Origin of the sequence: Streptomyces sp. UG1 (genome assembly GCF_049974585.1) — a bacterium.
Lineage (GTDB): Bacteria > Actinomycetota > Actinomycetes > Streptomycetales > Streptomycetaceae > Streptomyces.
Genome location: NZ_JBNGGG010000058.1, coordinates 1 through 25672, shown reverse-complemented (window position 1 = coordinate 25672; position 25672 = coordinate 1). Strand labels below are relative to the sequence as shown.

19 protein-coding genes and 4 pseudogenes are annotated in these 25672 nt (G+C 70.9%); 14 read left to right on the top strand and 9 right to left on the bottom strand.

Features of this window, described 5'->3' with window-relative positions:
- The first annotated feature begins 30 nt into the window (after positions 1-30).
- Positions 31-693: a class F sortase gene (locus tag ACP4J3_RS44830; RefSeq protein WP_426542975.1), complete on the top strand. Its 663-nt coding sequence runs from the start codon at positions 31-33 to the stop codon at positions 691-693.
- Between the two features lie 28 nt (positions 694-721).
- Here ACP4J3_RS44830 and ACP4J3_RS44825 read toward each other — a convergent pair whose 3' ends face one another.
- Both ACP4J3_RS44825 and lysX read right to left on the bottom strand, forming a co-directional pair.
- Positions 722-1579, bottom strand: a complete 858-nt coding sequence (locus ACP4J3_RS44825) for a polysaccharide deacetylase family protein (RefSeq protein ID WP_426542973.1) — start codon at positions 1577-1579, stop codon at positions 722-724.
- A gap of 239 nt (positions 1580-1818) precedes the next feature.
- Positions 1819-5098: pseudogene (gene lysX / locus ACP4J3_RS44820) on the bottom strand (bifunctional lysylphosphatidylglycerol synthetase/lysine--tRNA ligase LysX).
- An 87-nt stretch (positions 5099-5185) separates the two neighbouring features.
- Here lysX and ACP4J3_RS44815 point away from each other — a divergent pair.
- Both ACP4J3_RS44815 and ACP4J3_RS44810 read left to right on the top strand, forming a co-directional pair.
- A pseudogene (locus ACP4J3_RS44815) lies at positions 5186-5647 on the top strand (universal stress protein).
- 41 nt (positions 5648-5688) lie between these two features.
- On the top strand, positions 5689-6156 hold the full coding sequence (locus ACP4J3_RS44810; RefSeq protein ID WP_426542971.1) for a pyridoxamine 5'-phosphate oxidase family protein: 468 nt from the start codon (positions 5689-5691) through the stop codon (positions 6154-6156).
- Positions 6157-6168: 12 nt separating this feature from the next.
- On the opposite strand, the gene ACP4J3_RS44805 is transcribed toward ACP4J3_RS44810, so the two are convergent.
- Entirely contained in the window at positions 6169-6996 is an 828-nt protein-coding gene (locus ACP4J3_RS44805) for an alpha/beta fold hydrolase (protein ID WP_426542970.1), read from the bottom strand.
- Between the two features lie 57 nt (positions 6997-7053).
- Here ACP4J3_RS44805 and ACP4J3_RS44800 point away from each other — a divergent pair, with 57 nt between their 5' ends.
- Positions 7054-7527 (top strand): MarR family winged helix-turn-helix transcriptional regulator, encoded by a 474-nt coding sequence (locus tag ACP4J3_RS44800; RefSeq protein WP_426542968.1) that lies wholly within the window; start codon positions 7054-7056, stop codon positions 7525-7527.
- Positions 7528-7551: 24 nt separating this feature from the next.
- Here ACP4J3_RS44800 and ACP4J3_RS44795 read toward each other — a convergent pair whose 3' ends face one another.
- Positions 7552-8694 carry a CapA family protein gene (locus tag ACP4J3_RS44795; protein WP_426542966.1) on the bottom strand — a complete coding sequence of 381 codons (1143 nt, stop codon included), beginning with the start codon at positions 8692-8694 and terminating at the stop codon, positions 7552-7554.
- Between the two features lie 213 nt (positions 8695-8907).
- Between ACP4J3_RS44795 and ACP4J3_RS44790 the strand changes: the two genes are divergently transcribed.
- From ACP4J3_RS44790 to ACP4J3_RS44775, 4 genes are all read left to right on the top strand, one after another.
- Positions 8908-9456: a sigma-70 family RNA polymerase sigma factor gene (locus tag ACP4J3_RS44790; RefSeq protein ID WP_426542964.1), complete on the top strand. Its 549-nt coding sequence runs from the start codon at positions 8908-8910 to the stop codon at positions 9454-9456.
- A gap of 146 nt (positions 9457-9602) precedes the next feature.
- Positions 9603-10118 (top strand): hypothetical protein, encoded by a 516-nt coding sequence (locus ACP4J3_RS44785; RefSeq protein WP_426542962.1) that lies wholly within the window; start codon positions 9603-9605, stop codon positions 10116-10118.
- 151 nt (positions 10119-10269) lie between these two features.
- The gene (locus ACP4J3_RS44780) at positions 10270-10923 is read left to right on the top strand and encodes a zf-HC2 domain-containing protein (protein ID WP_426542960.1); all 654 of its coding nucleotides are present in this window, start codon (positions 10270-10272) and stop codon (positions 10921-10923) included.
- A 51-nt stretch (positions 10924-10974) separates the two neighbouring features.
- Positions 10975-12876, top strand: a complete 1902-nt coding sequence (locus ACP4J3_RS44775) for an SMI1/KNR4 family protein (protein ID WP_426542958.1) — start codon at positions 10975-10977, stop codon at positions 12874-12876.
- A gap of 4 nt (positions 12877-12880) precedes the next feature.
- Here ACP4J3_RS44775 and ACP4J3_RS44770 read toward each other — a convergent pair whose 3' ends face one another.
- Together ACP4J3_RS44770 and ACP4J3_RS44765 are read right to left on the bottom strand one after the other, a co-directional pair.
- A complete protein-coding gene (locus tag ACP4J3_RS44770) occupies positions 12881-14056 on the bottom strand; it encodes a cysteine desulfurase family protein (protein ID WP_426542956.1) in 1176 nt (391 codons plus the stop codon).
- Positions 14053-14730: an ArsR/SmtB family transcription factor gene (locus ACP4J3_RS44765; RefSeq protein WP_426542954.1), complete on the bottom strand. Its 678-nt coding sequence runs from the start codon at positions 14728-14730 to the stop codon at positions 14053-14055. The genes ACP4J3_RS44770 and ACP4J3_RS44765 overlap by 4 nt, the downstream gene beginning before the upstream one ends.
- 55 nt (positions 14731-14785) lie before the next feature.
- Here ACP4J3_RS44765 and ACP4J3_RS44760 point away from each other — a divergent pair, with 55 nt between their 5' ends.
- Together ACP4J3_RS44760 and ACP4J3_RS44755 are read left to right on the top strand one after the other, a co-directional pair.
- Positions 14786-16198, top strand: a complete 1413-nt coding sequence (locus ACP4J3_RS44760) for a rhodanese-like domain-containing protein (RefSeq protein WP_426542952.1) — start codon at positions 14786-14788, stop codon at positions 16196-16198.
- A complete protein-coding gene (locus ACP4J3_RS44755) occupies positions 16195-17475 on the top strand; it encodes an MFS transporter (protein ID WP_426542950.1) in 1281 nt (426 codons plus the stop codon). Before ACP4J3_RS44760 ends, ACP4J3_RS44755 begins: the two co-directional genes overlap by 4 nt.
- A 172-nt stretch (positions 17476-17647) precedes the next feature.
- Here ACP4J3_RS44755 and rph read toward each other — a convergent pair whose 3' ends face one another.
- Entirely contained in the window at positions 17648-20281 is a 2634-nt protein-coding gene (gene rph, locus ACP4J3_RS44750) for a rifamycin-inactivating phosphotransferase (protein ID WP_426542948.1), read from the bottom strand.
- A gap of 234 nt (positions 20282-20515) precedes the next feature.
- Between rph and ACP4J3_RS44745 the strand changes: the two are divergent.
- Both ACP4J3_RS44745 and ACP4J3_RS44740 read left to right on the top strand, forming a co-directional pair.
- Positions 20516-21084: pseudogene (locus tag ACP4J3_RS44745) on the top strand (IS630 family transposase); the annotation flags it as partial.
- Between the two features lie 259 nt (positions 21085-21343).
- A complete protein-coding gene (locus ACP4J3_RS44740) occupies positions 21344-21862 on the top strand; it encodes a cupin domain-containing protein (protein WP_426543016.1) in 519 nt (172 codons plus the stop codon).
- Positions 21863-21914: 52 nt separating this feature from the next.
- On the opposite strand, the pseudogene ACP4J3_RS44735 reads toward ACP4J3_RS44740, so the two are convergent.
- A pseudogene (locus ACP4J3_RS44735) lies at positions 21915-22473 on the bottom strand (SDR family oxidoreductase).
- A 129-nt stretch (positions 22474-22602) separates the two neighbouring features.
- On the opposite strand from ACP4J3_RS44735, the gene ACP4J3_RS44730 reads away from it, so the two are divergent.
- On the top strand, positions 22603-23109 hold the full coding sequence (locus ACP4J3_RS44730; protein ID WP_426542946.1) for a TetR-like C-terminal domain-containing protein: 507 nt from the start codon (positions 22603-22605) through the stop codon (positions 23107-23109).
- A 157-nt stretch (positions 23110-23266) separates the two neighbouring features.
- Here ACP4J3_RS44730 and ACP4J3_RS44725 read toward each other — a convergent pair whose 3' ends face one another.
- A complete protein-coding gene (locus tag ACP4J3_RS44725; RefSeq protein WP_426542944.1) occupies positions 23267-24190 on the bottom strand; it encodes an ornithine cyclodeaminase family protein in 924 nt (307 codons plus the stop codon).
- A gap of 178 nt (positions 24191-24368) precedes the next feature.
- On the opposite strand from ACP4J3_RS44725, the gene ACP4J3_RS44720 reads away from it, so the two are divergent.
- Entirely contained in the window at positions 24369-25391 is a 1023-nt protein-coding gene (locus tag ACP4J3_RS44720; RefSeq protein WP_426542942.1) for a proline racemase family protein, read from the top strand.
- Positions 25392-25672: the final 281 nt, after the last annotated feature.

Genomic DNA, 25672 nt, shown 5'->3' with positions numbered 1-25672 from the left:
GGCGACGGCCGCGTCGAGAGGGGAAGTCGAATGTCCGGTTTCGAGCTGCCCGAAGAGGAGGAGCGGCGGCGGAAGCGCGCCCCCTGGGGTGTGATAGCGCTTGTCCTGCTGACCGGTCTCGCGCTCATTCGCAATGGCTCCGGGGAGTTCGACGAGGGTCCGCCGCAGCCCGCCTCGGCGGCCGCGGCGGACCGGCAGCTTCCCAGCTCCGTTCTCGCCCGGGCCGCGCGGCCGTTGCCGTTCTCGCTGCCGGACCGGGTCAGGATCCCCGGGATCCAGGTCGATGCGCCGATGATCCCGGTGGGCCTGGACGAGGATGGCTGGGTCGGCGCGCCGCCGCCGGAGGACCCCAATCTGGCGGGGTGGTTCACCGGTTCCGTCTCGCCCGGCGAGAAGGGCACCGCGGTGGTCGTCGGTCATGTCGACAACCTTCAGGGACCCGCCGTTTTCTACGGGCTCGGCTCCCTGGCGAAGGGCAATCGCGTCGAGATCGCCCGCCAGGACGGAAAGACGGCCGTTTTCGAGGTGTACGGCATCGAGGTGTTCCAGAAGAACAACTTCCCCGGCGACCGCGTCTACGCCTCCAAGGGAAACGCCGAATTGCGGGTCATCACCTGTGGTGGCGGTTTCTCCAAGCAGACCGGTTATGACGGGAACGTCGTCGCTTTCGCCAGCCTGGTCGAGGTCCGCTGAGGTTTCCACGATCGGGCGGCGAAAGCCGTCAGGCGTAATGCCGTTCGGGAACGGTGAGGTGATACCCGGCGTCGAGGAGCCGCGGCAGATAGGTGCGCAGTGCTCGGACGCTCTGGGAACGGTCGCCCCCGGCGTCGTGCGAGAGCACCACGACGCCGGGGGCGGCGCCGTGCCGCACCCGCTCGACGATGGTCCGGGTGCCGGGGCTGGTCCAGTCGAGGGTGTCGACGGTCCAGGCGAGCGGTTCCATGCCGAGTTCGGCGCCGATTTGGAAGGCGGCGCGGTTCCAGGCGCCGTAGGGGGCGCGGAACCAGGAGGGGCGCTCGCCGTACGACTCCTCGATGATGTCGCAGGTGCGCTCCATCTCCCTGCGGATCCTGCCGCGGCCGAGTCGGGTGAGGAGCGGGTGGGACCAGGTGTGGTTGCCGACGACATGGCCCTCGTCGGCCATCCTGGCCAGGAGGTCCTTGTTGCCGGCGACCATCTCACCGCACACGAAGAACATCGCGCGTACGTCGTACTCGCGCAGGGTGTCCAGGATGTACGGGGTGTAGCGGGCGTCGGGCCCGTCGTCGAAGGTCAGCACCATCGTGCGGCCGCGTCCGGGCACCCGCAGCAGGGGCGCACGCCGTACGAGGGTCCGGCGGGGCGCCGCCTTGGGCGGGCCGTATCCCATCAGGGGCTGGAGGCGGTAGGCGGAGGGCTTGCGCCCGGGGCGCGCCTGCGGACCGCCGGCGATCGGAGCGGGGGTGGCCCGCCTGACCGGCTCGTCCCCCGCGAACGTCGTGAACAACCCGGCGCTCCCGGCGGCTCCGAGCGCCGCGGCACCGGCGAGCAGCGCGCGGCGCCGACTGAGCAGACCCCGGGGCAACTGATCCTTCGTCATGACTCATCAGTCGCCCGATCCCAGACCGACGCACCAGCACGACACCGAAACGGCGGCACGAAAACACCCGGTCGGCCCACGCCCGAGACCGGCCGGATCGCCCAGTGGAGGCACTCCGGGGGAACGGCAGGGCCGACCGCGTCGCTGAGCGGCGGCGCACCGGGAGGGGACGGCAGAGACCGGCCGCATCTCTCACCAGCGGCGCGCCACCGAGCAACGGCAGAGACCGGGCGCGTCGCTCAGCGCCGGCGCACCAGCGGGAACGGCAATGTCTCGCGGATGGTCAGGCCGGTGAGGAACATGATCAGGCGGTCGATGCCGAGGCCGAGGCCGCCGGTGGGGGGCATGGCGTATTCCAGGGCGTCCAGGAAGTCCTCGTCGAGTTCCATGGCCTCGGGGTCTCCGCCGGCGGCGAGCAGGGACTGGGCCGTGAGGCGGCGGCGCTGCTCGACGGGGTCGGTGAGTTCGGAGTAGGCGGTGCCGAGTTCGGTGCCGAAGGCGACGAGGTCCCAGCGCTCGGCGAGGCGGGGGTCCACTCGGTGCCGGCGGGTGAGCGGGGAGACGTCGGTGGGGAAGTCCTTGTAGGAGGTGGGGAGGTGGGTCTTCTCCTCGACCAGGCGCTCGTACATCTCCAGCACGACGTCGCCGTGACCGTCGTCGGCGGTGTACGGCACGCCCGCGCGGTCGCAGTGCCGGTGCAGGCGGAGGAGTTCGGTGTCGGGGCCGATCTCGTCCCCCAGCGCCTCGGAGATCGCGCCGTACACCGTCTTGACCGGCCACTGCCCGGAGATGTCGTACTCCGCGCCGTCCTTGCGGGCGACCGGCGAGCCGAAGGCAGCGGTCGCGGCGCCCTGGATCAGCTCGCGCACGAGGTCGAGCATCACGTCGTAGTCGGCGTACGCCTGGTAGGCCTCCAGGATCGTGAACTCGGGGTTGTGCTTGTGGTCGACGCCTTCGTTGCGAAAGGCGCGGCCCATCTCGAAGACCTTCTCCACGCCGCCGACGCACAGCCGCTTGAGGTACAGCTCGGGGGCGATGCGCAGATGGAGGTCGAGGTCGTAGGCGTTGATGTGGGTGGTGAAGGGGCGGGCGTCGGCGCCGCCGTGGATCTGTTGCAGCACCGGCGTCTCGACCTCGAGGAAGCCGCGTTCCAGCAGGCCCTGGCGCACCGCCTGCACGGCAGTGGAGCGGGCGCGGACCATGTCGCGCGCGGTGGGGCTGGAGACCAGGTCGAGGTAGCGCAGGCGGACCTTGGCCTCGGGGTCGGCGAGGCCCCGGCCTTTGTCGGGCAGCGGGCGCAGGCACTTGCCGATGAGCTGCCAGGAGGTGACGAAGACGGTCGGCTCGCCCTTGTCGCTGGTGCCGGCCAGGCCGGTGGCGCTGATGAGGTCACCGATGTCGGTGTCGGCGGTGAAGCGGTCGAGGGCGGCGCCGGTGTCCTTGCGGGTGAGGGCGAGTTGGTGGTCGCCGGACCAGTCGCGCAGCATGACGAAGACGAGGCCTCCGAAGTCGCGCACCAGCATGACCCGGCCGGCGACGGTGACCTGCTCGCCCGCGGGGACGTCGGCGAGGGCGTGGGTGCGGGGCGGGACGGCCACCGGGTAGGGGTCGACGCCGTCGGCGCGCAGCCGGTCCAGGGTGTGGTGCCGGATGCGGACCTGCTCGGGCAGGCCCGCATCCGGCCCGGCCGCCCCGGCCTCGTCCCCTCCGTCGAGGCCGAGCGCCGCAGGCGAGGGCGGTCCTTCGGTGGTCGCGGGGCGGGGCCCGGCTCGCGGGTGCCCCTTTCTGCGGAGCTTGTGCAGGGACGGTACGGAGACGAATCCCTCGGCGATGCCGGAAGCGAGGCCGATGCGGGCGAGGGAGGCGGCCTCGCCGTAGCAGAGGAAGCGGGGGAACCACTGCGGGTTGTACTTGGCGTTGGAGCGGTAGAGGGCCTCCAGCTGCCACCACTTGGAGAAGAACAGCAGCAGTCGCCGCCACAGCCGCAGTACGGGTCCGGCGCCGATGCGGGCGCCCTCTTCGAACACCGAGCGGAAGACGGCGAAGTTCAGGGAGATCCGGCGGACGCCCAGCTTCGGTGCCGCGGCGCACAGTTCGGCGACCATGAACTCCATGACGCCGTTGGGGGCGCCCCGGTCACGGCGCATCAGGTCCAGGGAGATGCCCTCCCGGCCCCAGGGCACGAAGGACAGCACGGCGAGCAGTTGGCCGTCCCCGCCGAGGGCCTCCACGAGGAGGCAGTCGCCGTCGGCCGGGTCGCCGAGGCGGTCCAGGGCTATGGAGAAGCCACGGTTCGGTCGCGGTGTCGCGCCAGGCGTCGGCCTTGCCGATGACCTCCTCCATCTCCGCCTCGGTGAGGGTGGAGTGGCGGCGGATACGGCAGTGCGCACCGGTGCGGCGGACGCGGTGGACGGCCTGCCGGGTGACGCGCATGTCGCGGCCGTCGAGGTCGAAGTCCGGTACGCGCAGGATCGCCTCGTCCCCGAGTTGGAGGGCGCCGAGTCCGCGGCGGGCGTAGTCGGTGGCCCCGTCCTCGGAGGCGCCCATCGCCGCGGGCACCCAGGCGTAGCGGCGGGCCAGGTCCAGCCAGGCGGCGATGGCGTGCGGCCAGGCCTCCCGGTCGCCGACGGGGTCCCCGGCGGCGAGGCAGACGCCGGCCTCGACGCGGTAGGTGACGGCGGCCTTGCCGCTGGGTGAGAAGACGACGGCCTTGTCGCGCCGGGTGGCGAAGTGGCCGAGGGAGTCCTGGTCGCCGTAGGCCTTCAACAGCGCCCGGATGCGGGCCTCCTCGTCGTCGTGCAGGGCGGCCTCCATGCGCTGCGAGCGCAGCAGCGTGGCGGTGGCGTTGAGGAGGGCGAGCGCGCCGAACAGGCCGAGCAGGAAGTGCAGGGGGCGCGGTGGCCGTCCGTCGTAGGTGACGCCGGAGACGAGGCCGCCGCAGACCCGGTCGGCGGCCCACGCCAGTCGCCGGCTCTGCGGCAGCGTGCCGGGGAACAGCTCGACGAGCCCCCAGCCGACGAGGATCCCCACGGCGAGGCCGACGACGAGGACGCCGAGGGCTCTTCGTACGGCTCCGTGGCGGGAGGCGGCGTAGAACTCCTCGCGGGCGGCGATGAGCAGGGCCAGGGCGAGGCCGCACACGACGAGGGAGGGGACGGAGTCCGAGTGGTTGCCGAGGGCCGTGCCGAGGACGTCGGTGAGGATCAGCAGGCCGAGGTGGACGACGACCAGCCACCAGGCGATCTTCTTGCGGGCGGCCGTGGCGGCGGCGAGCAGGAAGAGGAAGACGGCGTAGGCCAGGTTGGCGCTGACGGGGACGATGATCTCGTCGAGGGCGCGCACGACCGGGCGCAGGCCGGTGCGCAGCGGCGGGATGAGGGCCAGCAGGACGCAGAGCAGTCCGAGGGCGCCGAGGAAGGTCGCGAAGCCTTCCGGCACCCTGCTGGTCAGGCCATGGCCGGGCGGCCGTATGGGGCCCGTGGCGTCCTTGCCCCGTACGGCCTCCACGGTGGCACTCATGTTCCGACTGCAGGAAGCCGCAGGCCTCCTCGCCCGTCGGGCGTCCCGCCCTGCGGGCGGACCTGGGACCTCCGATAGCCTCCTGCCGTGACGGAACAGCACTCGCACCGGTTCGAGCGGGGCACGGACGGGCCCAAGGTCATCGTGGTCGGCGTGGACGGCTCCGACTCCTCACTGCGCGCGGCGGCGTACGCCGGTGGTCTGGCCCGGCGGCAGAACGCTCTGCTCGCCGTGGTGTAGGTGCAGCCGGTGATGGCGGCGGGCACGGCGCTCGGGGCGCCGGTCGCGGAGACGACCAACGAGATCGCCGAGGATCTGATCGCCCAGATCCGGGACGCGACCGAGCGGTTGAAGGGGATATTCGACGTCCGCTGGGAGTTCCACACGTTCCAGGGGGACCCTTTCGGCGGGCTGGTGAAGGCGGCGGACGATCTGAAGGCCGACGCCGTGGTGGTGGGCGCGTCGGAGCAGGCGGGGCACCGGATCGTGGGGTCGGTCGCGATTCGGCTGGTGAAGGCGGGCCGGTGGCCGGTGACGGTGGTGCCGTAGTCCGCCGCATGGCCTAGGGCGAAGGGACGAGTTCTGGCCTGATGTGCCGGGCGAGCGGGCTGCCCGAGGATGCTGCGGTGACCGACTTCGACGTCGATGCCTTCCTCCGCCGGCCGCTGACCGCGCGCATCGCCACCAACGGGCCGACGGTGCGCCCGGTCTGGTTCCTCTGGGAGGACGGTGCCTTCTGGATTCTGACCGGGCCGTGGGCGCGGCTGGTGCGCCGGGTGCGGGAGGACCCGGCCGTGGCCCTCGTGGTCGACGAGTGCGATCCGGCGACGGGCCTGGTGCGCCAGGTGATCGCGCGGGGCGATGCCGAACTCGTGCCGTTCGACGTCCCTCGCGGCCGGCGCAAGCTGTCGCGCTATCTGGGGGCGGACGAGGGCCGCTGGGATCCGCGGTTCGTGCACTATCTGTACGACGATCCGGCGGAGCGCGGCACGGTGTGGCTGCGTCTGAGGCCGGCGTCGCTCAGCGTGCAGGACCTGAGTTACGTGGTCGCACGCTGAGGCGACGGGGCGTCACAGGGTTCGCAGGAAGTCGAGCAGGATCCGGTTGAAGGTCTCGGGCTGCTCCAGGCTCGGGAAGTGCCCGGTGCCCTCGATGGTCACCGAGCGGCCGTCGCGCACGCCGCGGACCAGCCGCTCGGCCATCTCGATGCCGTCGTCCGCGTCGAGCGCGCCATGGATGGCGAGCACGGGCACGTCGATCTGAGGAACCCGGCTCCAGGGATCGGCGAGGGGCACACGCCAGTCCTTCTCGCCGAGGGTGTGCTTGGCGATGGTGTGTGCCGCCATCTCCCGCATCCTGCGCACGGCGTCGGGGTCCACCTCATCCAGGGTGCGGTGCGGACCGACCACGTTCTTGGCGAAGGCCTCGACCCAGGCGGCGACATCGCCCGCGCCCAGCATGCGCGCCGACTCGGCGGCCCGCTCTTTCGTCCACGGGTCGGTGTACTCGAACGCGCTGGTCCCGCCGCCGCTGACGACCACCGCGCGCACCAGCTGGGGGTACTCCAGGGCGGTGTCGGTGACGACCGCCGCGCCCATGCAGGCACCGACCAGGACCGCGGGCCCGGCATCGAGATGGCGCAGCAGGTCTCCGAGGTCGTCGGCCCAGCGGAACGGCTTGCTCGCGTTGGCGGAGAAGCCGAAGCCGCGCACGTCGGCCGCGATGACGCGGTGACCGGCGCAGACGAGGGCCGGTATCTGGTCGTCGAAGAAGCGGTGGTCGACGTATCCGGGGTGTATCAGGACCACGAGGTCCCCGGCCCCGGCGTCGCGGTAGGCGAGGTCGCCGTCGGCGGAGGCGAACATGCGCAGATCCGAAGCTTTCGTTGCTGCCGTCATGACAACCAAGGTGTCATCTTCTCGGCGATTTGGCAACCGAGGTGTCATGATGGTCGGGTGAACGACTCCGCCAAGCCCCTCTCCCCCGACGATCTCGGCGACCGGATCAGCGAGGTGTTCGCTCTGATCGGCGCGCTGTACCGGCGCGGCCTGCGCAAGCTCGAGCAGGGCGAGGAGGTCGAGGGGGTGTCCGTCGGCGTGCGCTCCGTCCTGGTCCTGCTGCACAGATACGGGCCCATGACGGTGCCCCAGATGGGCCGGGTCATGACGCTGACCCGGCAGTTCGTGCAGCGCATGGTCAACGACGCGGCGGCCAGGGGCTGGGTCGAGGCCACGCCCAATCCGTCGCACCAGCGCTCCTCGCTGATCCGGATCACGGATGACGGCCGGGCCGTCATCACCGCGATCCTCGCCCGCGAGCACGCCCTGAACCGGCAGGTCGGCGGCGATCTCACCGAGGACGAGCTACGGGCGTGCGTGCGGGTGCTGAAGCAGATGCTGAAAACCTTCGACCACGTGGACATGGACTGACGGCCCCCCAGAACGCGGACCGGCCTACTCCCCCATCTCCAGCCCGTCGTCCCCGGCCCCCCGGCTCAGCACGACCTCCCGGATCCGGTCCCGCACCCCGCGCAGTTCGGCACCCTTGGCGATGGCCCGGTTGAGGTTGAGCACCCGGCCGGCGTCGATGTCGAACAACTGCGGGACGAACTCGGCCTTCGACACCTCCCAGCGCTCCCCGGCCTCGGCCGGCGGGTCGAAAGTGAAGCGGGCCAGGGTGGACTGGTTGCCGCGCGGGTCCTGGACGCCCTGGTGGTTGTACATCGCGCCGGCGACCTGGTCGCCCATTCCGTAGACCACCCAGGTGCCGTTGACCTTCTCGTAGGCCTGCGGGACATGGGCGTGGGTGCCCAGGATCAGGTCGATGTCGGGGCGGTCGCCCGAGCGGGCGGAGGTGAGTTCACGGGCCAGGTTCACCTGGTCGTCGTCGGGCGCGTCCTGCCATTCGGTGCCCCAGTGCAGTGACACGACGACGACGTCGGCGCCGGCCTTCCAGGCGGCGCGGGCGTCGGCGACGATCTTCTCCCGGTCGATCAGGTTGACCGCCCAGGGCTGGCCGGGCGGGAGCGGGAAGTCGTTGACGCCGTAGGTGTACGCCAGATGCGCGACCTTGGCCGCACCCGCGCGCAGCACCGTCACACTGCGCGCCTCCCTCGCGGTGCGCGCCGTCCCCGCGTGCCGCACCTTCGCCTGATCGAGGGCGTTCAGCGTGCGCAGGATGCCGGCGGCGCTGTCGTCGAGGCTGTGGTTGGAGGCGGTGGAGCAGCCGTCGTAGCCGGTGGCGGCCAGGCCCCGGGCCACCTCGGGCGGTGACTTGAACAGGGGGTAGCCGCTGTAGTCGCCGTTCTCGCCGTAGATGGTCTCCATATGGCACAGCGCCAGATCGGCGCGCGAGACCACGGGTTTGACACCGGCGAACATCGGTCGGAAGTCGTACCCCTTGCCGCCCGCGTCGAAGCGCGCGCGATCGATGACCGAGGTGTGCGGGAGGACGTCACCGGAGGCGACGAGGGTGAAGCTCCGGGATCCGGAGGGGGCCGGGCGTCCCGAGGCCTCGCGGTTGTGGGCCTGGCAGGCGGCTCCTGCGGCGAGGACAGCCGTGGCAGCGATGGCCACAAGCCGACTGCGTGCGATCATCAGCTCACCCCTTGTGGTCGTATATACGCACCAAAATAGGTACGAAATAGTGCACGCCCGCAAACAATCCGGCCGCTTCGATTAGCCCGTCCGGCGCGCCCCGGCTTGCGGAAGGGACCGTTCATCGAACCGTTCGTCGACGCGATCGACCGTCCGCCGCAGATCCGTGTTTGTGCTCTGTCCCACAGCAGCCGCCTGCGGTGCCATACGGCCATGACGGCCGGAACCACCCTCACCAACGGGACCACGACCGCCGAGCACGAGCTCGCCGCACTGCAGCGCGAGCACGGCCGGCCCCTGTTCGCGCTGCTGCTCCGGCTCTGCGACGGCGACCGGCAGCGCGCCGAGGACCTCGTGCAGGAGACGCTGGTGCGCGCCTGGCAGCACCCCGAGGCCCTGCGTGCCGACGACTTCGACTCCGTACGGCCATGGCTGCTGACGGTCGGGCGGCGGCTCGCGATCGACGCGCGGCGGGCCCGGCAGGCGCGGCCGGCGGAGGTCGGGGACGCGATTCTGGAGAACGCGCGGGTGATCTCCGACCACGCCGAGCGGGCCGCCGAGATGCTCGATGTCCGCGAGGCTGTGAAGACACTCACTCCGGAGCACCGTGAAGTCCTGGTGCTCGTGTACTTCCAAGGGGCGAGTGTGGCGGAGGCCGCGGAAACCCTTGGGATTCCGCCCGGTACGGTGAAGTCCCGCGCGTACTATGCGCTGCGCGCCCTGCGCCGGGTGCTTCCCGGATACGCGGCCGACCTGCGGTGAAACCGAAGGGCGAGTCAAACCTCCGTAAAGCGCCTTGCTGAACACCCCGGTTGAGTAATCGGCTGTCCTCATCCGTGTTCCGGATTGGGCAAGGGCCCACGGCCCCGGGGCGGGGCGACGCACTCACCGGAGGAAGGCAGGAAGGGATGCTGCACAGAGGTCAGGAGAGCACGGACGGCACCGGCGGCGGTGAACTGACCGTCCCCATGGCGTGGTTGTACGCCGAGTACATCGCCGACGAGCTGCTGCGGACCGGCGATCTCATGCCGCCGACGTCCTTCGAGTTCCGCGCCGGGCGCGACGCCCTGGCGCTGACCATCTTCCTGTCCGACACCGACGGCGAGCTCTCCGGCATCCGGGTGGTCACCCAGTTGGAGACCTGGCTGTCGCTGACGGCCTACGACCAGCCGTGGCAGGACTGGGTGCGCGAGCGCATGGCGGGCCGCGCGGCCGAGGCGGCCGACTCCGGCGGGCCCGCGCCCGACCTGGAGCTGGCCGAGGCGGCCTGGCGCTGGCTGCAGGAGACCGAACTGCTCGCGCCCGATCTGAACGCGGTGCCGGGCGGCGGCGTACCGGTCGGTGAGGACGAGGGCCCCAAGGTGTGGACCCCGGCGTGGCAGCTCGGACTGCCGCTCGGGCACCTCGCCATCCACCTTTTTTAAGTTCTTTTCTCCTCGGACCAATCCTCGGCGCCGACCGCTCCGAATCCTTGGGTTGCGATTCGGTACGTGGCTTGAGTGATTCGACTGTCTGGTGCGTACCAGTGGGTGCAAGGAGTAACCCACCCCGCACCCAACGGCACGAGGATTCGGCATGAGGTCCCTGGAGAGGCATCGCGACGTCGCCGCGTACGCGCTCGGCGTGCTGAACGAGGCGGAGGCGTTCCGCTTCGAGGACCACCTCATGGAGTGCGCGCGCTGCGCCGCACACGTGACCGAGTTCGGGCCCATCACCCGCCAGTTGATGCTGTACCGGCGGTCCACACCCCGATTCGTGCACCCCATGGCCAAGCCGGGTCCGCAGATGCTGAACCGGCTGCTCGAAGCGGTGGCGGTGCGCCGCCGCGCCCGGCGCCGGCGCACGCTGTACGCCGTGGCCGCCTCGGTGGTGATCGCCCTCGCCGGTCCCGGCGTCGCGATCATGGCGAGCGGCGACGACAGAGGCGCACAGGTCGTCGAGGCGACCGACGAGCGGTCCGGGGTGTGGGCGCAGGTCACGACCGAGAACGAGGCGTACGGCAGCCAGGTGGAGCTGAAGGTGAAGGACGGCGCCGGTCCGCGCCCCTGTCATCTGGTCGCCGTCGGCCGGGACGGCTCGGAGGAGACGGTGACCAGTTGGTCCGCCGCCCACCACGACGCCCGCGAGAACACCATGACGGGCGCGTCGGCGATGCATATGGACGAGATCGTCCGCTATGAGGTGCGCACGGCGGACGGGGAGCACCTGGTGACGCTCAAGCCCAGGTGACCGGTGTGCACGGCCGCCGCGTTGTCAGTGGCGGGTGGCAGCATCGGGCGTATGACGGATACCACGGCATTCGACTGGCGGTCCTTCCTGCTCACATGGAGCGGGGAGTGGGCGGATTCCCTGCCGGACGACGAGGTTGGGGGCGAGGACGACGAGAGCGCCCGGCAGGCGCGGTGGCTCGGGTTCCCGCCCGCGGCCGAGGAGCGGATCGCAGCCATGGAGGAGCGCCTCGGCCGGCGGATGCCCCCGTCGTACCGGGAGTTCCTCAAGGTCAGTGACGGGTGGCGGCACGCGGGCGGGTTCGTGTGGCTGCTGGCGGGGACCGAGGCCGCGCACTGGCACGACAACGAGTCGGGACTCGCGGACCTGTTCGAGGAGTACCTGGACGAGGATTCCGGGCCCGAGGAGCGGCGGGAGGCGGACCTCTGGCGGCGCGGGCTGCAGCTCGACGTCGACTCCGACGCCACCCGCGTCCTGCTGGATCCCGAGGACGTGGACGCGGACGGTGAGTGGGCCGTGTACACGTGGGCGAGCTGGCGGGCCGCGCCACCCGAGCGGCACGCGAACTTCCTCGAGTTCATGCGGGACATGCACCGGGAGTTCCACGGTCTGCGGGCACGCACGGGCGGCGGGGATCCGGTGTTCGTCAACGACACGACGCGGAAGCTGGACGCGTCGATGGAACAGGCCCGGCTGGAGGTGCTGCGCGGCGGCTGGGAGCGGGCCGTGAAGGCGCTGGACGAGGCCAAGGAGTACGGCAGACCGCGGGCCGCCGGGCTGGGCGACCAGATACGCCGACTGCTCGGACAGACCTCCATGGTGGACTTCGACGGGCTGGTGACCGACCCCCGGTACGCACCCGATCTGCTGCCGCCGCTGGTCGCCGAGCACGCGGCGCACTCGTACCGGGGCGACTCCTCGCTGCGGTTCCATCTGCGGGGCGGCGACGACGATTTGGTGGCACTGGCCTACGCGACGCTGGATCAGGTCAGAAGCGGCCAGTACCGGTACACGGCGGCCGGGGAGTTCGGGGAGGCGGTGGAGCGGGCGCGGGAGTTGGCGCGGTGGGGAGACACCGACGGCGCGTGGCGGACGCTGATACACGCTCTGCCTCTGTGGGAGCCGCTGGGACCGGACCACCTGGCGCCGCTGGGGTGGCTGGCCGATCCCGTGCTCGGGTGGCTGCTGACCCCGGAGCGGGGCCGCGAGCTGCTGTCCACGCCAAGGGGCGGTCAGACGGGTGAGGCAACGGGTCCTGAGGCCGGGCTGGACCCGGGCGACCTGGCGTGGCTCGCGGAGCCGGACCCGGGCAACAACCGCACGTCCTACCGGTTCGTCCTGGTGGAAGGGGTGGAGCCGACGGAACTGCCCGGACGTCTCGCGGACGGGGACGGGGCCGGCACTGTGCTGAACGAACCCATGACCTTGTGGGAGGCACGCAGCAGATCACTGGACAACCGGACGGAGTTCTCGTCCTACGACGACAGGGCTCTCATGGCGGTCGGCCGGGCCGGCACCGACTGGAGCTTCGCCTTCGACGGCGAACCCACCCACTTCGACCCGAGGCGCTTCGTCTCCCCTGCCGAGGACGCCAGCGCGGGCACCCGCGCGGTGGTGGTGTGGAGCGGCCTGAGGACATGGCACGGGGAGCCGTACTTCCACCTCTCGGTGGCGCGAGACGGTGTCGAGCAGTACGCGTTCACCTACTCGGACGGAGAGCTCCGGCAGCACGGCGAGATACCGCAGGCGCTGGACCCGAGCCGGTTCTTCGGTGACCTGGAGAGCGGCGCCGAGGAGGCGGAACGGCCGCTGCTGGAAGCGGTGACCGGGGAGTTCGGCGCGTCCCTGCCGCGGCACGCCATCGTGAACGGGCGCCTGCACACGTTCACCACCCGTTCCTGGACGCGTCCGCCCAGGGACGGAGAGACGTACACAGTGATCCGCGTGGGCTGAGGGGTCAGTGCGCGGCGATCACCCTGGTGAGTGCGGTTGCCGCCGTCTCGATGTCGGCCGCCGTCGTCCAGCGGCCCAGTGACAGGCGCAGCGCCCCGAGCGCGCGGGCCGGATCGAGACCCATCGCGGTCAGGACCGGGGAGGGGGTGTGGGTGCCGCTGTGGCAGGCCGACCCGGTCGAGGCCGCGATCTCGGGGACGGCGGCGAGGAGTTCATGGCCGAGGACAGCGTCGATGCTGACGTTCAGCGTGTTCGGCAGCCGCTCCTTCTCGGGGCCGTTGAGGTGGACGCGGTCCGGCAGCGCCGTCGCCAGCCGCTGATGGAGTGCGTCACGCAGGCCCGCGATGCGGGCTGCAGCGCCGTCGGCGAGTTCGTCGGCGGCGAGCTGTGCGGCGGTGCCGAGGGCGACGGCGAGAGCGACGTTCTCCGTACCGGCCCGCAGGCCGTGCTCCTGGCCGCCTCCGTGGACGACCGGTTCCAGTCGCACGCCCTCACGCACATACAGCGCGGCGGCGCCCTTGGGGGCGTACATCTTGTGTCCCACCACGGTGAGCAGGTCCACGCCCAGGGACCGGACGTCGAGGGGGATCTTCCCCACGGCCTGGGCGGCGTCGCAGTGGAACAGCACACCGTGCTCGTGGGCGAGGGCGGCGAGTTCGGCGACCGGCTGGAGCGCGCCGGTCTCGTTGTTGGCGGCCATCACCGACACCAGCACCGTGTCCTCGGTGAGCGCGGCGGCCAGCCGCGCGGGGTCGACCAGCCCGTCCCCGTCGACCGGCAGCAGGGTCACGCGCACGCCGTGCAGGCGCTCCAGGGCATGGCAGGTCTCCAGTACCGCAGGGTGCTCGGTCACCTGGGTGATCATGTGGGGGCGCGGGCGCCCGGAGGCAAGGACGGCGCCGCGTACGGCGAGGAGGTCGGCCTCGGAGCCGGACGCGGTGAACACGACCTCGTCGGCGCGGGCGCCGATCAGGTCGGCGACCTGTGCCCGCGCCCTGGTCAGGGCCTGCCGAGGTACGGCGCTGTAGGGATGGCTGCTGGAGGGGTTGCCGAAGAACTCCGTCAGGTGCGGCAGCATCGCCTCGGCCACCCGGGGATCGACGGGCGTGGTGGCGTTGTAGTCCAGGTAGACCGGCCCGTCGGCGAGCCCCGGATGGACGGGCGGAAGGCGGCCGGTCATGCCAGGTCTCCGGCGTCGACGGGCAGGTCGGCCAGGCGCCACTCGAGCATGCCGTCGTCCAGGCGGATGGCCCGGCGTCCGCGGCCTGTCAGCAGCCGTACGGCGTCGTAGGCGAGCACGCAGTATTCGCCTCGGCAGTACACGACGATCTCCATCTCCTCGGGCAACTCGCTGATCCGCTCGGCCAGTTCGTCGACCGGGATGGAGAGTGCGCCGGGAATGTGTCCGGCCAGGTACTCCTCGACCGGCCGTACGTCCAGCACCACCACGTCCCCCGCCGCCACGCGGGATCGCAGTTCCTCGCGGGTCACCTCCGCCGCGCCGCCCTCGCCGAGGTAGGCGTCCCGGGCCGCGGGGACGGCGACCTGGTGCTGCTCGGCGACCTTGCGCAGCAGCGCGAACAGCTGGGCCACGTCGTCGCCGGCCAGCCGGTAGTGGATGCGTACGCCCTCTCGGCGGGTGGCGACGAACCCGGCCTGCTTGAGGGTCTGCAGATGCGCCGAGGCCGTCGTCAGGTTCAGCCCCGCCGCCTTGGCCAGCGCGTCGACCGTGCGCTCGCCCTGAGCGAGCAGGTCGAGCAGTTCCAGGCGCTTTCCGCTGGCCAGCGCCTTGCCGCTGGCCGCGAACGCGTCGTACAGCTCCGCCTTCGTGCCGGCCTTGGTGTTCCCCGCCATGACATCCTCCATAAATCCATGGAATAGTGTAAGTGATGTCGAGGGCCATGACCACATGCCCGCTCGTATCCGATCCCGGGAGGATCCGATGGGCTTCGCCGACAAGCACCTGATTGAGCTGCTGGACGAAGGGCTGGGCAACAGCGCCTACCTCGTCGATCTCGGCGACGGCCGTGCTCTGGCCGTGGACGCGAGCCGTGACCTGCGCACTCTGCGGGAAGCCGCCGAGCGGCGCGGCCTGACCGTGGCGTACGCGGCGGACACACATCTGCATGCCGACTTCCTCTCCGGCGCTCTCCAGCTCGCCCACGACGAGGGCGCCCGCGTGCTGGCCTCCGCCGCAGGGAACCGAACCTTCCCCCACACGCCGCTGGCCGACGGCGACGAGACGGACCTCGGTGGCCTGACTGTGCGCGCCCTGGCGACACCCGGCCACACGGACGAGCACCTGTCCCTCCTCCTGCTGGACGGCGACCGCGAACTCGGGGCGTTCACCGGCGGCTCGATGATCGTGAACTCCGCCGCCCGCACCGACCTCCTCGGCGCCGACCGCACCGATGAGCTGGCCCGCGCCCAGTACCGCTCGCTGCGGCGCCTGGCCACGCTGCCGGACCACACCGCCGTATGGCCCACCCACGGCGCCGGCTCCTACTGCTCGGCACCACCCGGCAGCGAACGAACCTCCACCATCGGCTCGCAGAAGCAGACCAACCCGCTGCTGGCCGCCCCGGACGAGGACACCTTCGTACACCGACTCCTCGCCGGCCTGGGCAGCTACCCGGACTACTTCGACCGGCTCGCCGAGGCCAACCGGCGCGGCCCCGCCGTCCTCACCTCCGCCCCGCCGCTGCCCGCCCTCGACGCCGGGCAGGTCAAGTCCCTGCTCGCCGACGGCGGCCACGTGGTCGACGCGCGCCCGGCGGCCGACTACGCGGCCGGACACATCCCCGGCTCCCTCTCCGTCCCGCTGCGCGAGCAGTTCGCCACCTGGCTGGGCTGGCTGCTGCCCGACACCGTGCCCCTCGCCTTCGTCACCAACGACGACCAGGACCCGAGCGAGATCGTCTGGCAGGCGTACAAGATCGGCTACGAGCGCCTCGCCGGACGCCTCTCCGGCGGCATGCCCGCCTGGCTGGCCGCCGGCAACGGGGAGACCGCCACCGAGTTCGTCACCCCTGACCGCACCGGGAGTCGCCCATACATCGACGTACGGCAGGAAGCGGAGTTCGCCGCAGGACACGTCCCCGGAGCCGTGCACATCGAGCTCGGCGGCCTCGCCGCGCACGCCGCCGACGCCCCCGCGAGGCCGGTCGTGGCCTGCGGTCACGGTGAGCGCGCCATGACGGCCGCCAGCCTGCTGGAGCGCGCGGGGAAGACCGACATCGCGGTCCTGAAGGGCGGACCGGCCGACTACGCGGCCGCCCACGGGCGGCGGCTCGCCCAGGGGTCGGAGGACACCGGCTCGTGAACTCCACGCCCACGAGCACCGACTCCGCCGACGCGTCCGGGCGGCCGGTCCGCCTTGGCCTGCGCGAGAACCGGCTGCAGTTCACGCTGCTCGTCATCGTGAACGTCTGCGTCGGCGGCCTGGTCGGTCTGGAGCGTACGACGGTCCCGCTCATCGGTGCCGAGACGTTCGGCCTGACCAGCGACCTCGCCGTGTTCTCCTTCATCATCGCCTTCGGCGTGACCAAGGCGATGACCAACCTCGCCGCCGGGGCGCTGACCGCCCGCTTCCGCCGCAAACAGCTTCTGCTGGCGGGCTGGCTGCTCGGCATCCCGGTGCCCTTCGTCCTCGCCTGGGCTCCCTCCTGGGGCTGGATCGTCGCCGCGAACGTGCTGCTCGGTCTCAACCAGGGCCTGACCTGGTCGATGACCGTCAACATGAAGATCGACCTCGTCGGCCCGGCCCGCCGGGGACTGGCCACCGGCCTGAACGAGGCCGCCGGATACACCGCCGTCGGTGTCACCGCCCTGCTCACCGGCTACCTAGCCACCAGCTACGGCCTGCGCCCGGTCCCCGAACTCATCGGCGTCGTCTTCGTCGCCGCCGGACTGGCCCTGTCCCTCGTCGTCCGCGACACCGCGGCCCACGTCGCCCTCGAACTCGCCCGGCACACCAAGCCCCTGCCCAGCGACGAGGACACCGGCCTGAAGGCCACGTTCGCCCGCACCTCCTGGCGGCACCGCTCCCTGCGCGGCGCCAGCCAGGCCGGCCTGGTCAACAACCTCAACGACGGCCTGACCTGGGGCGTCTTCCCGCTGCTCTTCACCGACCACGGCCTCGGGCTCGCGGCGGTCGGCCTGATCAAGGGGCTCTACCCGATCCTGTGGGGCATCGGCCAGATCCCCACCGGCCACCTCGCCGACCGCATCGGCCGCAAACCCCTGATCGTCCACGGCATGCTCATACAGGCCGTCGGCTTCGTCCTGGCCCTCGCCCTCATCGGCCGGCCCCTGCTCGCCGGCGTCGTCTCCGCGGTGTTCCTCGGCATCGGCACCGCCATGGTCTACCCGGCCCTGATCGCCTCCGTCTCCGACCACGCCCACCCCGCGTGGCGCGCGGGCGCCCTCGGCACCTACCGCTTCTGGCGCGACATCGGCTACGCCGTCGGCGCGCTGGTGGCCGGCGTCCTGGCCGACGCCCTCGGCCTGAACGCCACCGTCATCGCGGCCGCCGTCCTCACGGCCGCCTCCGGCCTGCTCGCGGCGCGCTGGATGACCGAGCACCGTCCGGTTCACTGATCCCCCGTCACTGCCGTGCGGCATGACGGGAGGAGTGAAGGGCGACTGCCACGTCAGGGAGCCCGACGTGTCTGTGGGCCGCAGGATCTCAGGTGTCGGGGACGGCCCGGCAGTACGACTCCCAGCCGATCCGCGGGCGGGTGTGGCCGCAGGCGTCGGGCGCGATGGCCGCTCAGGACAGGATCTCGACGTAGCCGTCGGTTCCGTGTACGCGGATCTGCTGCCCGTCCCGGATCAGCCGGGTGGCCCGCTCCACGCCCACGACGGCCGGCAGGCCGTACTCCCGGGCGATGACCGCGCCATGGGTCATCAAGCCGCCCACCTCCGTGACCAGGCCCGCGATTCCGACGAACAGGGGCGACCAGCTCGGGTCCGTGTGGGCGGTGACCAGGATGTCGCCCGCCTGGAGATCGGCCTTGGCCATGTCGAGGATGACGCGGGCCCTTCCCTCGACGGTTCCGGCGGAGACCGGTACGCCGATCAGGGCGCCGTCCGGCACGTCATCGCGCCGGTACGCCCCGGTGAGGGCCTCGCCGTCCGAGGTGAGGACCCGGGGCGGGGTGAGCGCGTGGTACGACCGGAAGGCGTCCTTGCGCTGCTGGATGAGCTGGTCGAGCACCTGGTTCGAACGGTTCGAGCGCACGACGTCGTGGAGTTCCTGGAACGTGAGGTAGAAGACGTCCTCCCGCTCAGGAATCACGCCGGCCTGCACCAGGCGCTCGGCCTCCGCCAACAGGGCCCGCTTGTAGACGAAGTAGCGGCTGATGATGCCGTACTTCGGGTACTCCCGGTAGCCGATGAAGGTCCGGACCCGGTCGATCATCCGCTTGGTCTCGTCGGCCTTCCGGTCCCCGTCCGGCAGGGCCCGCAGGCGTGCCAGCACGTCCCGTTCCTTCTTCAGCGCCTTCTGCCGGCCCTCCTCGAAGCGCCGTTGCGCGGCGCCCTGCTCGAAGATCCTGACGTTGTCGAGGATCACGGGCACGAGCGTGGTGGGGCGCTCGCGCCAACGCGGCCTCGTGATGTCGATCTCGCCGACGCAGCGCATGCCGTACCGGTCGAGGTAGGCCTCGATGGCGTCGCGCGCTTCGGTTCCGCCCAGGAGCTTGGGCAGCTCGTCCAGGAAGTCCTCGTCCTCGACACCCTGGAGGAACGCCACCACCTCCGGCCGCCGGCGGATCACATCCGCGACGTCGAGCAGCGCCAGTCCCATCTGGGAGGTGACGTTGTCGGGGGCGGACAGCGTGAGCGTGTCAGCCGCGTTCCTCTCGCCGAGCCACTCCTGGAGCTTGTCGTTGAGCCACCAGGTGGCCTCCATCCCCGCCATGATCGCCTGGAAGCTCAGCGGGTCACTGAGGACTCGCTTGTGCTCCTCGATGGCCTCCAGCAGGAAGTCGAACAGCGCCGGTCCGGTCTTCGTCCGGATGTCGCGCTCCAGAGCGGCGATGGACTCCTGGCTGCGCTCGATCAGCTCGGTGACGATGGCCGGATCGGTCTCGATCGGGGCGGGCGCGCCGCCGGCCGGAGGCCCGCCGGGACTCGGGTCCGGGAGCGACGGGACGAAACCGTCGTGGTCGAGGACGGTCTCCAGCGCGTCCCTGACCAGTGGATCGCCCTTCTCCATCAGGTCCAGGAGGACGGCGCGGCTCGCGGGCGAGGCCAGGCGCCGCGTGACGTCGACGAACAGCCTCCCGCCGGCCTCGTGCATCGGCACCATGGCCGTCAGTTGCCACATGGACAGCCCCAGGGGCTTCATGGGGTCGGTCATCATCTGCTGATGGCCGACGGAGACGTAGACGTGATTCCCCTGGTCATTCACCTGGTCGCCGGTCTCGGGGGTGGGGAACAGCGTCGTGATCGGCCGGCTCTGAACGATCCGGAAGTCGTCGTCGACCAGGCACCATTCGATGTCCTGCGGGCGGCCGAAGTGCGCCTCGATCCGCCGCCCGAGCTCCACGAGCCGCACGACCTGCGCATCCGTCAGCGTCGGCTGCTTCTGTCGCCGCGAGTCGATCGCCGCTTCCCGCGTCCCGCCGGTCGGCAGGGCGTGAACGGCACGCTGTTTGGCGGCGATCGTCCTGGCGACGACTTCTCCGTCCCGCACCTTGAAGACGTCCGGGTTCACCAGGCCGCAGACCAGGGCCTCGCCGAGGCCGAAGCCGGCGTCCACGGTGGCGACCTTGCGGTTGCCCGTGACGGGGTCGGCCGTGAACAGGATGCCGGCCGCGTGCGGGAAGACCATCTGCTGCACGACCACCGCCATGTGGACCGTACGGTGGTCGATGCCGTTGCGCCGACGGTAGGTCACGGCCCGCTCGGTGAACAGCGAGGCCCAGCACCGGCTGATGTGCCGGAGGATCGCCGTCGCCCCCACGACGTTCAGATACGTGTCCTGCTGACCGGCGAAGGAGGCCGTCGGCAGGTCCTCCGCCGTCGCGCTGGACCGGACGGCGTAGGCGGCCTGGTCGCCGAGTCGGGCGAGGGCGCGGGTGATCGCCGCCGCGAGATCGCCCGGGATGGCGGTTTCTTCGATCATCCGGCGCATCTGCGCGCTGAGCGTGCGGATCGTCTCCCGGTCGTCCGGGTTCGTGCGCGAGAGCTGATCGAGCCGATCGCCCATCGACGGCACGTCCGCCATGATCCGGCGGAAGGCGTCCGTCGTCACGCAGAAGCCGCCCGGGACGCCGATGCCTTCGATCCGCGACAGCACGCCCAGGTGCGCGCCTTTGCCGCCGACGACCGCGACCTGCGTCTCGTCCACCTCTTGAAGATCCAACACATACTGCGCGTTCACTGGCGCTTCCCCCATTTCCGCAGGTTGTGACCTCGGCCGACGATTCTGCGCCGTGACCCGGGCCTTGCGGCAAGCCCCCCGCCGCGCTATACGTTGAGAGTGGCGAGGAGAGAGAGTGCTCCTCGCCTTTTGCCTTTTGCCTTTGCCTTTGCCTTTAGCCAGCTGGTGCTCTGACCGGGAAGGTTCGCCGGGTCGGCAGTTCCAGCGGTTGGATGTCCGGAGACGTCCGATCCGACCGCTGGGAGTGTGGTGGCTGAGCCTGTCCGTGTGCGCGGGTTGACCGACCAGGAGGGGCAGACGCTGGAGCAGATCGTGCGCCGGGGCGGCACCAGTTCGGTGCGCTGCCGGCGCGCGATGATGCTGCTGGGCTCGGCCGGCGGGAATCGCGTTCCGGTGATCGCCCATCTGGTGCAGGCCGATGAGGAGACCGTCCGGGATGTGATCCACCGTTCGACTAGATCGGCCTGGCCTGCCTGGTCGTCTACCCCATGGGCCGCGGGGCGTTACGCGGCCTGCTCGCCCGCCGCGGCGTGGCCTTCCAGCGCACCAAGACGTGGAAGGAATCCCCGGCCCCCGGCCGCGAGGCGAAGCTGGACCAGATCGAGGAGGTGGTCCTTCGGACCGCTGCGACAGTTCACCATCGCCAACTCCCACCTCCCCAACCACAGCGTCCAGACACGGGCCCTGCATGCCTACCTGCGCTGGCGCAACGCCAATGCCCGCCACCGCGACGTCCTGGCCACCGAACGCAAGGAACGCGCCCGCATCCGGAGCGAGAAGGGCATCCGCTGGGCGGACGTCCCTTGTCGTCGCAACCTGAAGGGTCTGACGAATCCATGCGGTGGAAGCCCGAAGGTGCAGCAGAGCACAGGACAGACGAATCACTCGCGCATACGGCCTGACGCGGGCGAGGCGAGCATCGCTTAGGCGCCGCCGGCCCAGGCCCGAGACGAGGGTTCAGGGTCCTAGGCCCCTGGCCCTCAGCCCGGTCCAAGCCAAGATCATCCGCAAGCCCGATGCCGCCTCCCGGCGGAGGAAACCACCATGCTGGTGGAGACCTACCAAGAGGAGCGCATCATGTCGTACCCGGATCACCTCGAGTACCCGGAGCCCCGCTACCACGGCGACAAGGGCGAAGTGAACGCGTCCTTCCGCCCGGCCGGCACCCCGCCGGACATCGCCTCACCCGGGGCCTCCACCCACTACCTCGCCACCAACGAGTCCACCGGCGGTGAATTCGGCCTGTACAAGGTGGAGTTGGGTGCACGGTCCGCCGGCGCCAAGACCCACTTCCACAGGGCGATGTCGGAGTCCTTCTACATCCTGTCCGGCGAACTGGAGCTCTACAACGGCGAGAAGTGGGTCACGGGCCGCGAGGGCGACTTCCTGTACGTACCGGTCGGCGGCCTGCACGCCTTCAAGAACGTGACCGACGAGCCCATGTCCATGCTCATGCTCTTCTCCCCCGGCGCCCCACGCGAGGAATACTTCGAGCGGGTCTCGGAGATGGCACAGCGCGGTGGCGAGGAACTCAAGCAGTTTCGGATCCGGCACGACAGCTACTTCGTCGAGGACTTCGAGCCCGGGGCCGAGTAGTCCGGGTTCGTCGCACCACTCGGCGTGCGAACCGTTGGCGCCGGCGTCCGGTTCAGGCCGTCTTGATCGTGCCGCCGTCGTGACGTAGTTGACGCCGGTGATGTTTCCGGCCACGTCGGACAGGAGGAAGGCGATCAGGGCCGCCACTTCCTCGGGCTCGGCCATGCGGCCGGTCGAGACGTTCCGGCTCTTCACCATCTGCTGGGTGAACTCCTCCAGGCTCATGCCGGAGGCGGCGGCCCACCGGGCGACCTGGCCGCCCGGGTCCTGGTGGACGGAGGTGCGGACCAGGCCGGGGGACGAACGCGCCGGCCCACTCGGCGTCATCGACATCGAGGAAGCCGACCGTCGCCCCGTCCCCGCCTCCCACGTTGTTCACCAGCAGGTCGATGCCGCCCAGTTCGGCCAGAGCGCCGTCGATGAGGGCAAAGACTCCTTCCGCGGTGCTCAGATCGCCCGCCACCACATGTGAGCCGGTCTCCTTCAGCTCGGGCGTGATGGTGCGGGGGGGCACCCACGACGCGGACGCCCTCGCCGACCAGAGTCCGGACGGTGGCGAGACCGATGCCCCGGCCGGCACCGGTGGCGACCCACAGATGTCGGTTTTCCAACGGTCGACGAGAAGCCAACACCTGTTGTTCATGTGGCGCAGGAGAGGGTGCAGCGCGCCCTGATCGATCTCGTCGAGGAGCGGGACCTGTCGCAGATCGGCGTCGCCGACGTCGTCGAGCGGGCCCGAGGTGAACCGCTCGACGTTCTACGCCCATCACCAGGACGTGCACGAGTTGGCCGAGGCCGCCGCCTGCATCTCGATGATCCACGACCTGATCGGAGCCGTCCTCGCCCTCGACCCCGCCCACGCGAACCCGTTCGATTCGCCGGAGGCCCCGGACCCGGCGCTGACGGCCTTCTTCGTACACTTCGCCGAGCACGCCGGCCTTTACCGCAGCCTGCTGGGGCCCACGGGAGGCGCCCGCCTCATCAAGCACGTACGGCTGCGCACCACGGCGGCCGCCCACTCCTCCGGCCGGCTCCCCGCCACGGACGGCGCCTCGCCGCCGGATGCCACGGACCCCTCCGGCCTCCCGCACGACGTGCCCGCCGCGTTCGTCGCCGACGCACTCATCGGCGTGGCCACCGGCTGGCTGCGGCGCGGATGCCCGCGCACCCCGACCGAGATGACCATCCTGACCAAGCCGCTCCTGCGGGCCCTGGCGGCCGGCGCCGGCACGCCGCCCACGCCGTAGACGCCGTAGACGCCGTAGACGCCGTGGACGCCGGCCGAGGTATCGAGCGAGGGGCGGCGGAGTGACCACATGCCGGTCCAGGCGCAGACATGTGGGCGAGGGGGACCGCGGACCGTCCGGGCAACGGCGCTTGAACCGGGCGGAGTTCAGCCGGAGTTCAGCCGAGGAACTTGTCGGCCAGGAGGCGGGCGAGGGCCCAGTCCTGCACGGCGACGCCGACGGTCTTGAACACCGTGCGCTTGCCTCGCTCGGCCGGCGGGTCGGCGGTCAGGGCGGTGCCCAGTTCGGTGAGGTCGTTCTGAGTGATGGCGCCGGCTCGGAGAGCGTGGATGATCTCGCCGGACTCTTCGAGAACGGCGGCGAGTTCGTCGACGATCACGCTGCTGGTGGCCAGCAGCTCGTCCGGCAGTTCCCGCATGGTGGGGCGGAAGGCGCCGATGGCGTTGACGTGCACCTGCGCCGGAAGGGCGGACTCGGGGAAGAGCGGGCTGGTCGCCGGCGTGGCGCAGCACACGATGTGAGCGTCGGCGACGGCCGAGGCCGGGTCGGTGGCGGTGTGGATCTCGGTGCCGTCGAGCTCGGCTCGCAGGGTGTCCGCGAGGGCGTGGGCCCGTCCCGTGTCGGTGTTGACGATGGTCAGGTGGCGCAGCGGGCGCACGGTGTGGACGGCGCGCACCTGGTCGGCGGCCTGGCCACCGGCACCGATCAGAGTGAGCCGGTCGGCGTCGGGGGCGGCGAGAAGGTCGGTGGCGACGCCGACCGCCGCGCCGGTGCGCAGGGTCGTGACGGCGCCGGCGTCCGCGATCAGGTGGTCGAGCCGGTCCAGGGTGCTCCAGACGACGGTGCCGGTGATGGCGGGCACGCGCTCGAAGTTGACGCTCAGGGTCTTGATCATCGCCGACTCGGTCGCCCGGTGGTGGACCGACATCACAAGGAACCGACCGTCCCGCAGCGCGGTGCGCGTCGGCATTTCGAACTCGCCGTTCGCGAGGCCGACGAAGCCGCGGCGCACGGCGTCGATCGCCTCGCGCATCGACACGGCCGCACGGACCTCGTGCCCGCTGAGGCTGATGGTCGTCATGAGATTCCGTCCCTGTTGCGCTCTTCGCCCCTTGGCGGGCAGGAGGGGAGGGCGTCTGACCCCTTTCGACCGCCGACAGCTCGATCAGTGCTATGTACCATTGCACTGGCACTGGGGGTCGGCAATGCCGACGCGGCAGTTTTCCGGAACGGAACGCCGCCTAGAGGGGTGGGCAGCCATGGAGCAGCGCTTCACGGTCCGCACGGTCGACTACCACACGGGAGGCGAACCCTTCCGCATCGTGACCGACGTGCCGCCCCTGCGCGCACGAACGGTCGCCGCGAAGCGGGTCGAGGCCATGCGCGACCCCGAGGTCGACGGACTGCGGGCGCTGCTGTGCTCCGAGCCGCGCGGCCACGCCGACATGTACGGCGGTTTCATCACCGAACCCGACGACGAGGGCGCGCACTTCGGGGTGCTGTTCTGGCACAAGGACGGGTTCTCCACCGCTTGCGGGCACGGCACGATCGCCCTCGGTGCCTGGGCGATCAGGACGGGCCGCGTGCCGGTAGCCGAGGGCGGGGTCACCGAGGTCGTCATCGACGTGCCCTCCGGCCGCGTCACCGCGTGCGTCGCGACCGGCCCGGACGGCAAGGTGGGACCGGTGGACTTCGTCAACGTCCCCAGTTTCCAGTTGCACGACCTGGTGAAGGTCGAGACATCCGCGGGGACGATCAATACGGCCATCAGCTTCGGCGGCGCGCTCTACGCCCACGTCGACGCCGCCGACCTCGGACTCACCGTCACCGCCCGGGACCTGCCGAGGCTGATCGAGCTGAGCCGGGAGATGAAGAACGAGCTCGACGGCACCAGTTACGCCGAGCACCCGGCCGACTCACTACTGAACGGCGTCTACGGCGTGATCTTCTTCGAGGACCTGGGCGACGACGACGCCGGCAACCCGGTCCAGCGCAATGTCACCGTCTTCGCCGACGGACAGGTCGACCGCTCCCCCTGCGGTTCCGGGACCTGCGCGCGTATCGCCACGCTGGCCGCGACCGGCCGTCTCACCGAGGACCGGCACCTGGTGCACCACTCCATCGTGGGTTCCACGTTCATCGGCCGCATCGTCGACCGCGGCGCCGAGCACGGCCGGGACGCGGTCACACCGATGGTGACCGGGACCGCCTACGCCACGGGCGAGCATGTGTTCGTGGTCGATCCCGACGACGACATGACGCCCGGGTTCGTACTGCGCTGATCCCTTCGGGCTACGGGTGAGATCTCGTACTGTGCGAGCAGCGATGAACAACACTCCAGCCGGCCGCCGCCACTCGGCACGGTGACCGGGCGCGTGGAGAACCTGCGTCTTCAGGTATCCGCGGCCCTTCGCGCCACTCACTCTCTGCGTGCGCAGAGAGTGAGTGCCGGGCGTCGGGGCGCAGAAGGAGGAACTCAGAACAGGCCCTAGGGCCTGTTGTGAAAGTGCTGGTCACAGCCACTCGTTGATGGCTGCGACCAGCACGGTCGCTTCGTAGCGGA

Bases quoted from the DNA above. Each gene is read 5' to 3' on its own strand.
- ACP4J3_RS44830 (WP_426542975.1), top strand. From the start codon at position 31: ATGTCCGGTTTCGAGCTGCCCGAAGAGGAGGAGCGGCGGCGGAAGCGC.
- ACP4J3_RS44825 (WP_426542973.1), bottom strand. From the start codon at position 1,579: ATGACGAAGGATCAGTTGCCCCGGGGTCTGCTCAGTCGGCGCCGCGCG.
- ACP4J3_RS44810 (WP_426542971.1), top strand. From the start codon at position 5,689: ATGTGCCGGGCGAGCGGGCTGCCCGAGGATGCTGCGGTGACCGACTTC.
- ACP4J3_RS44805 (WP_426542970.1), bottom strand. From the start codon at position 6,996: ATGACGGCAGCAACGAAAGCTTCGGATCTGCGCATGTTCGCCTCCGCC.
- ACP4J3_RS44795 (WP_426542966.1), bottom strand. From the start codon at position 8,694: ATGATCGCACGCAGTCGGCTTGTGGCCATCGCTGCCACGGCTGTCCTC.
- ACP4J3_RS44790 (WP_426542964.1), top strand. From the start codon at position 8,908: ATGACGGCCGGAACCACCCTCACCAACGGGACCACGACCGCCGAGCAC.
- ACP4J3_RS44785 (WP_426542962.1), top strand. From the start codon at position 9,603: ATGCTGCACAGAGGTCAGGAGAGCACGGACGGCACCGGCGGCGGTGAA.
- ACP4J3_RS44780 (WP_426542960.1), top strand. From the start codon at position 10,270: ATGAGGTCCCTGGAGAGGCATCGCGACGTCGCCGCGTACGCGCTCGGC.
- ACP4J3_RS44775 (WP_426542958.1), top strand. From the start codon at position 10,975: ATGACGGATACCACGGCATTCGACTGGCGGTCCTTCCTGCTCACATGG.
- ACP4J3_RS44770 (WP_426542956.1), bottom strand. From the start codon at position 14,056: ATGACCGGCCGCCTTCCGCCCGTCCATCCGGGGCTCGCCGACGGGCCG.
- ACP4J3_RS44765 (WP_426542954.1), bottom strand. From the start codon at position 14,730: ATGGCGGGGAACACCAAGGCCGGCACGAAGGCGGAGCTGTACGACGCG.
- ACP4J3_RS44760 (WP_426542952.1), top strand. From the start codon at position 14,786: ATGCCCGCTCGTATCCGATCCCGGGAGGATCCGATGGGCTTCGCCGAC.
- rph (WP_426542948.1), bottom strand. From the start codon at position 20,281: ATGGGGGAAGCGCCAGTGAACGCGCAGTATGTGTTGGATCTTCAAGAG.
- ACP4J3_RS44740 (WP_426543016.1), top strand. From the start codon at position 21,344: ATGTCGTACCCGGATCACCTCGAGTACCCGGAGCCCCGCTACCACGGC.
- ACP4J3_RS44725 (WP_426542944.1), bottom strand. From the start codon at position 24,190: ATGACGACCATCAGCCTCAGCGGGCACGAGGTCCGTGCGGCCGTGTCG.
- ACP4J3_RS44720 (WP_426542942.1), top strand. From the start codon at position 24,369: ATGGAGCAGCGCTTCACGGTCCGCACGGTCGACTACCACACGGGAGGC.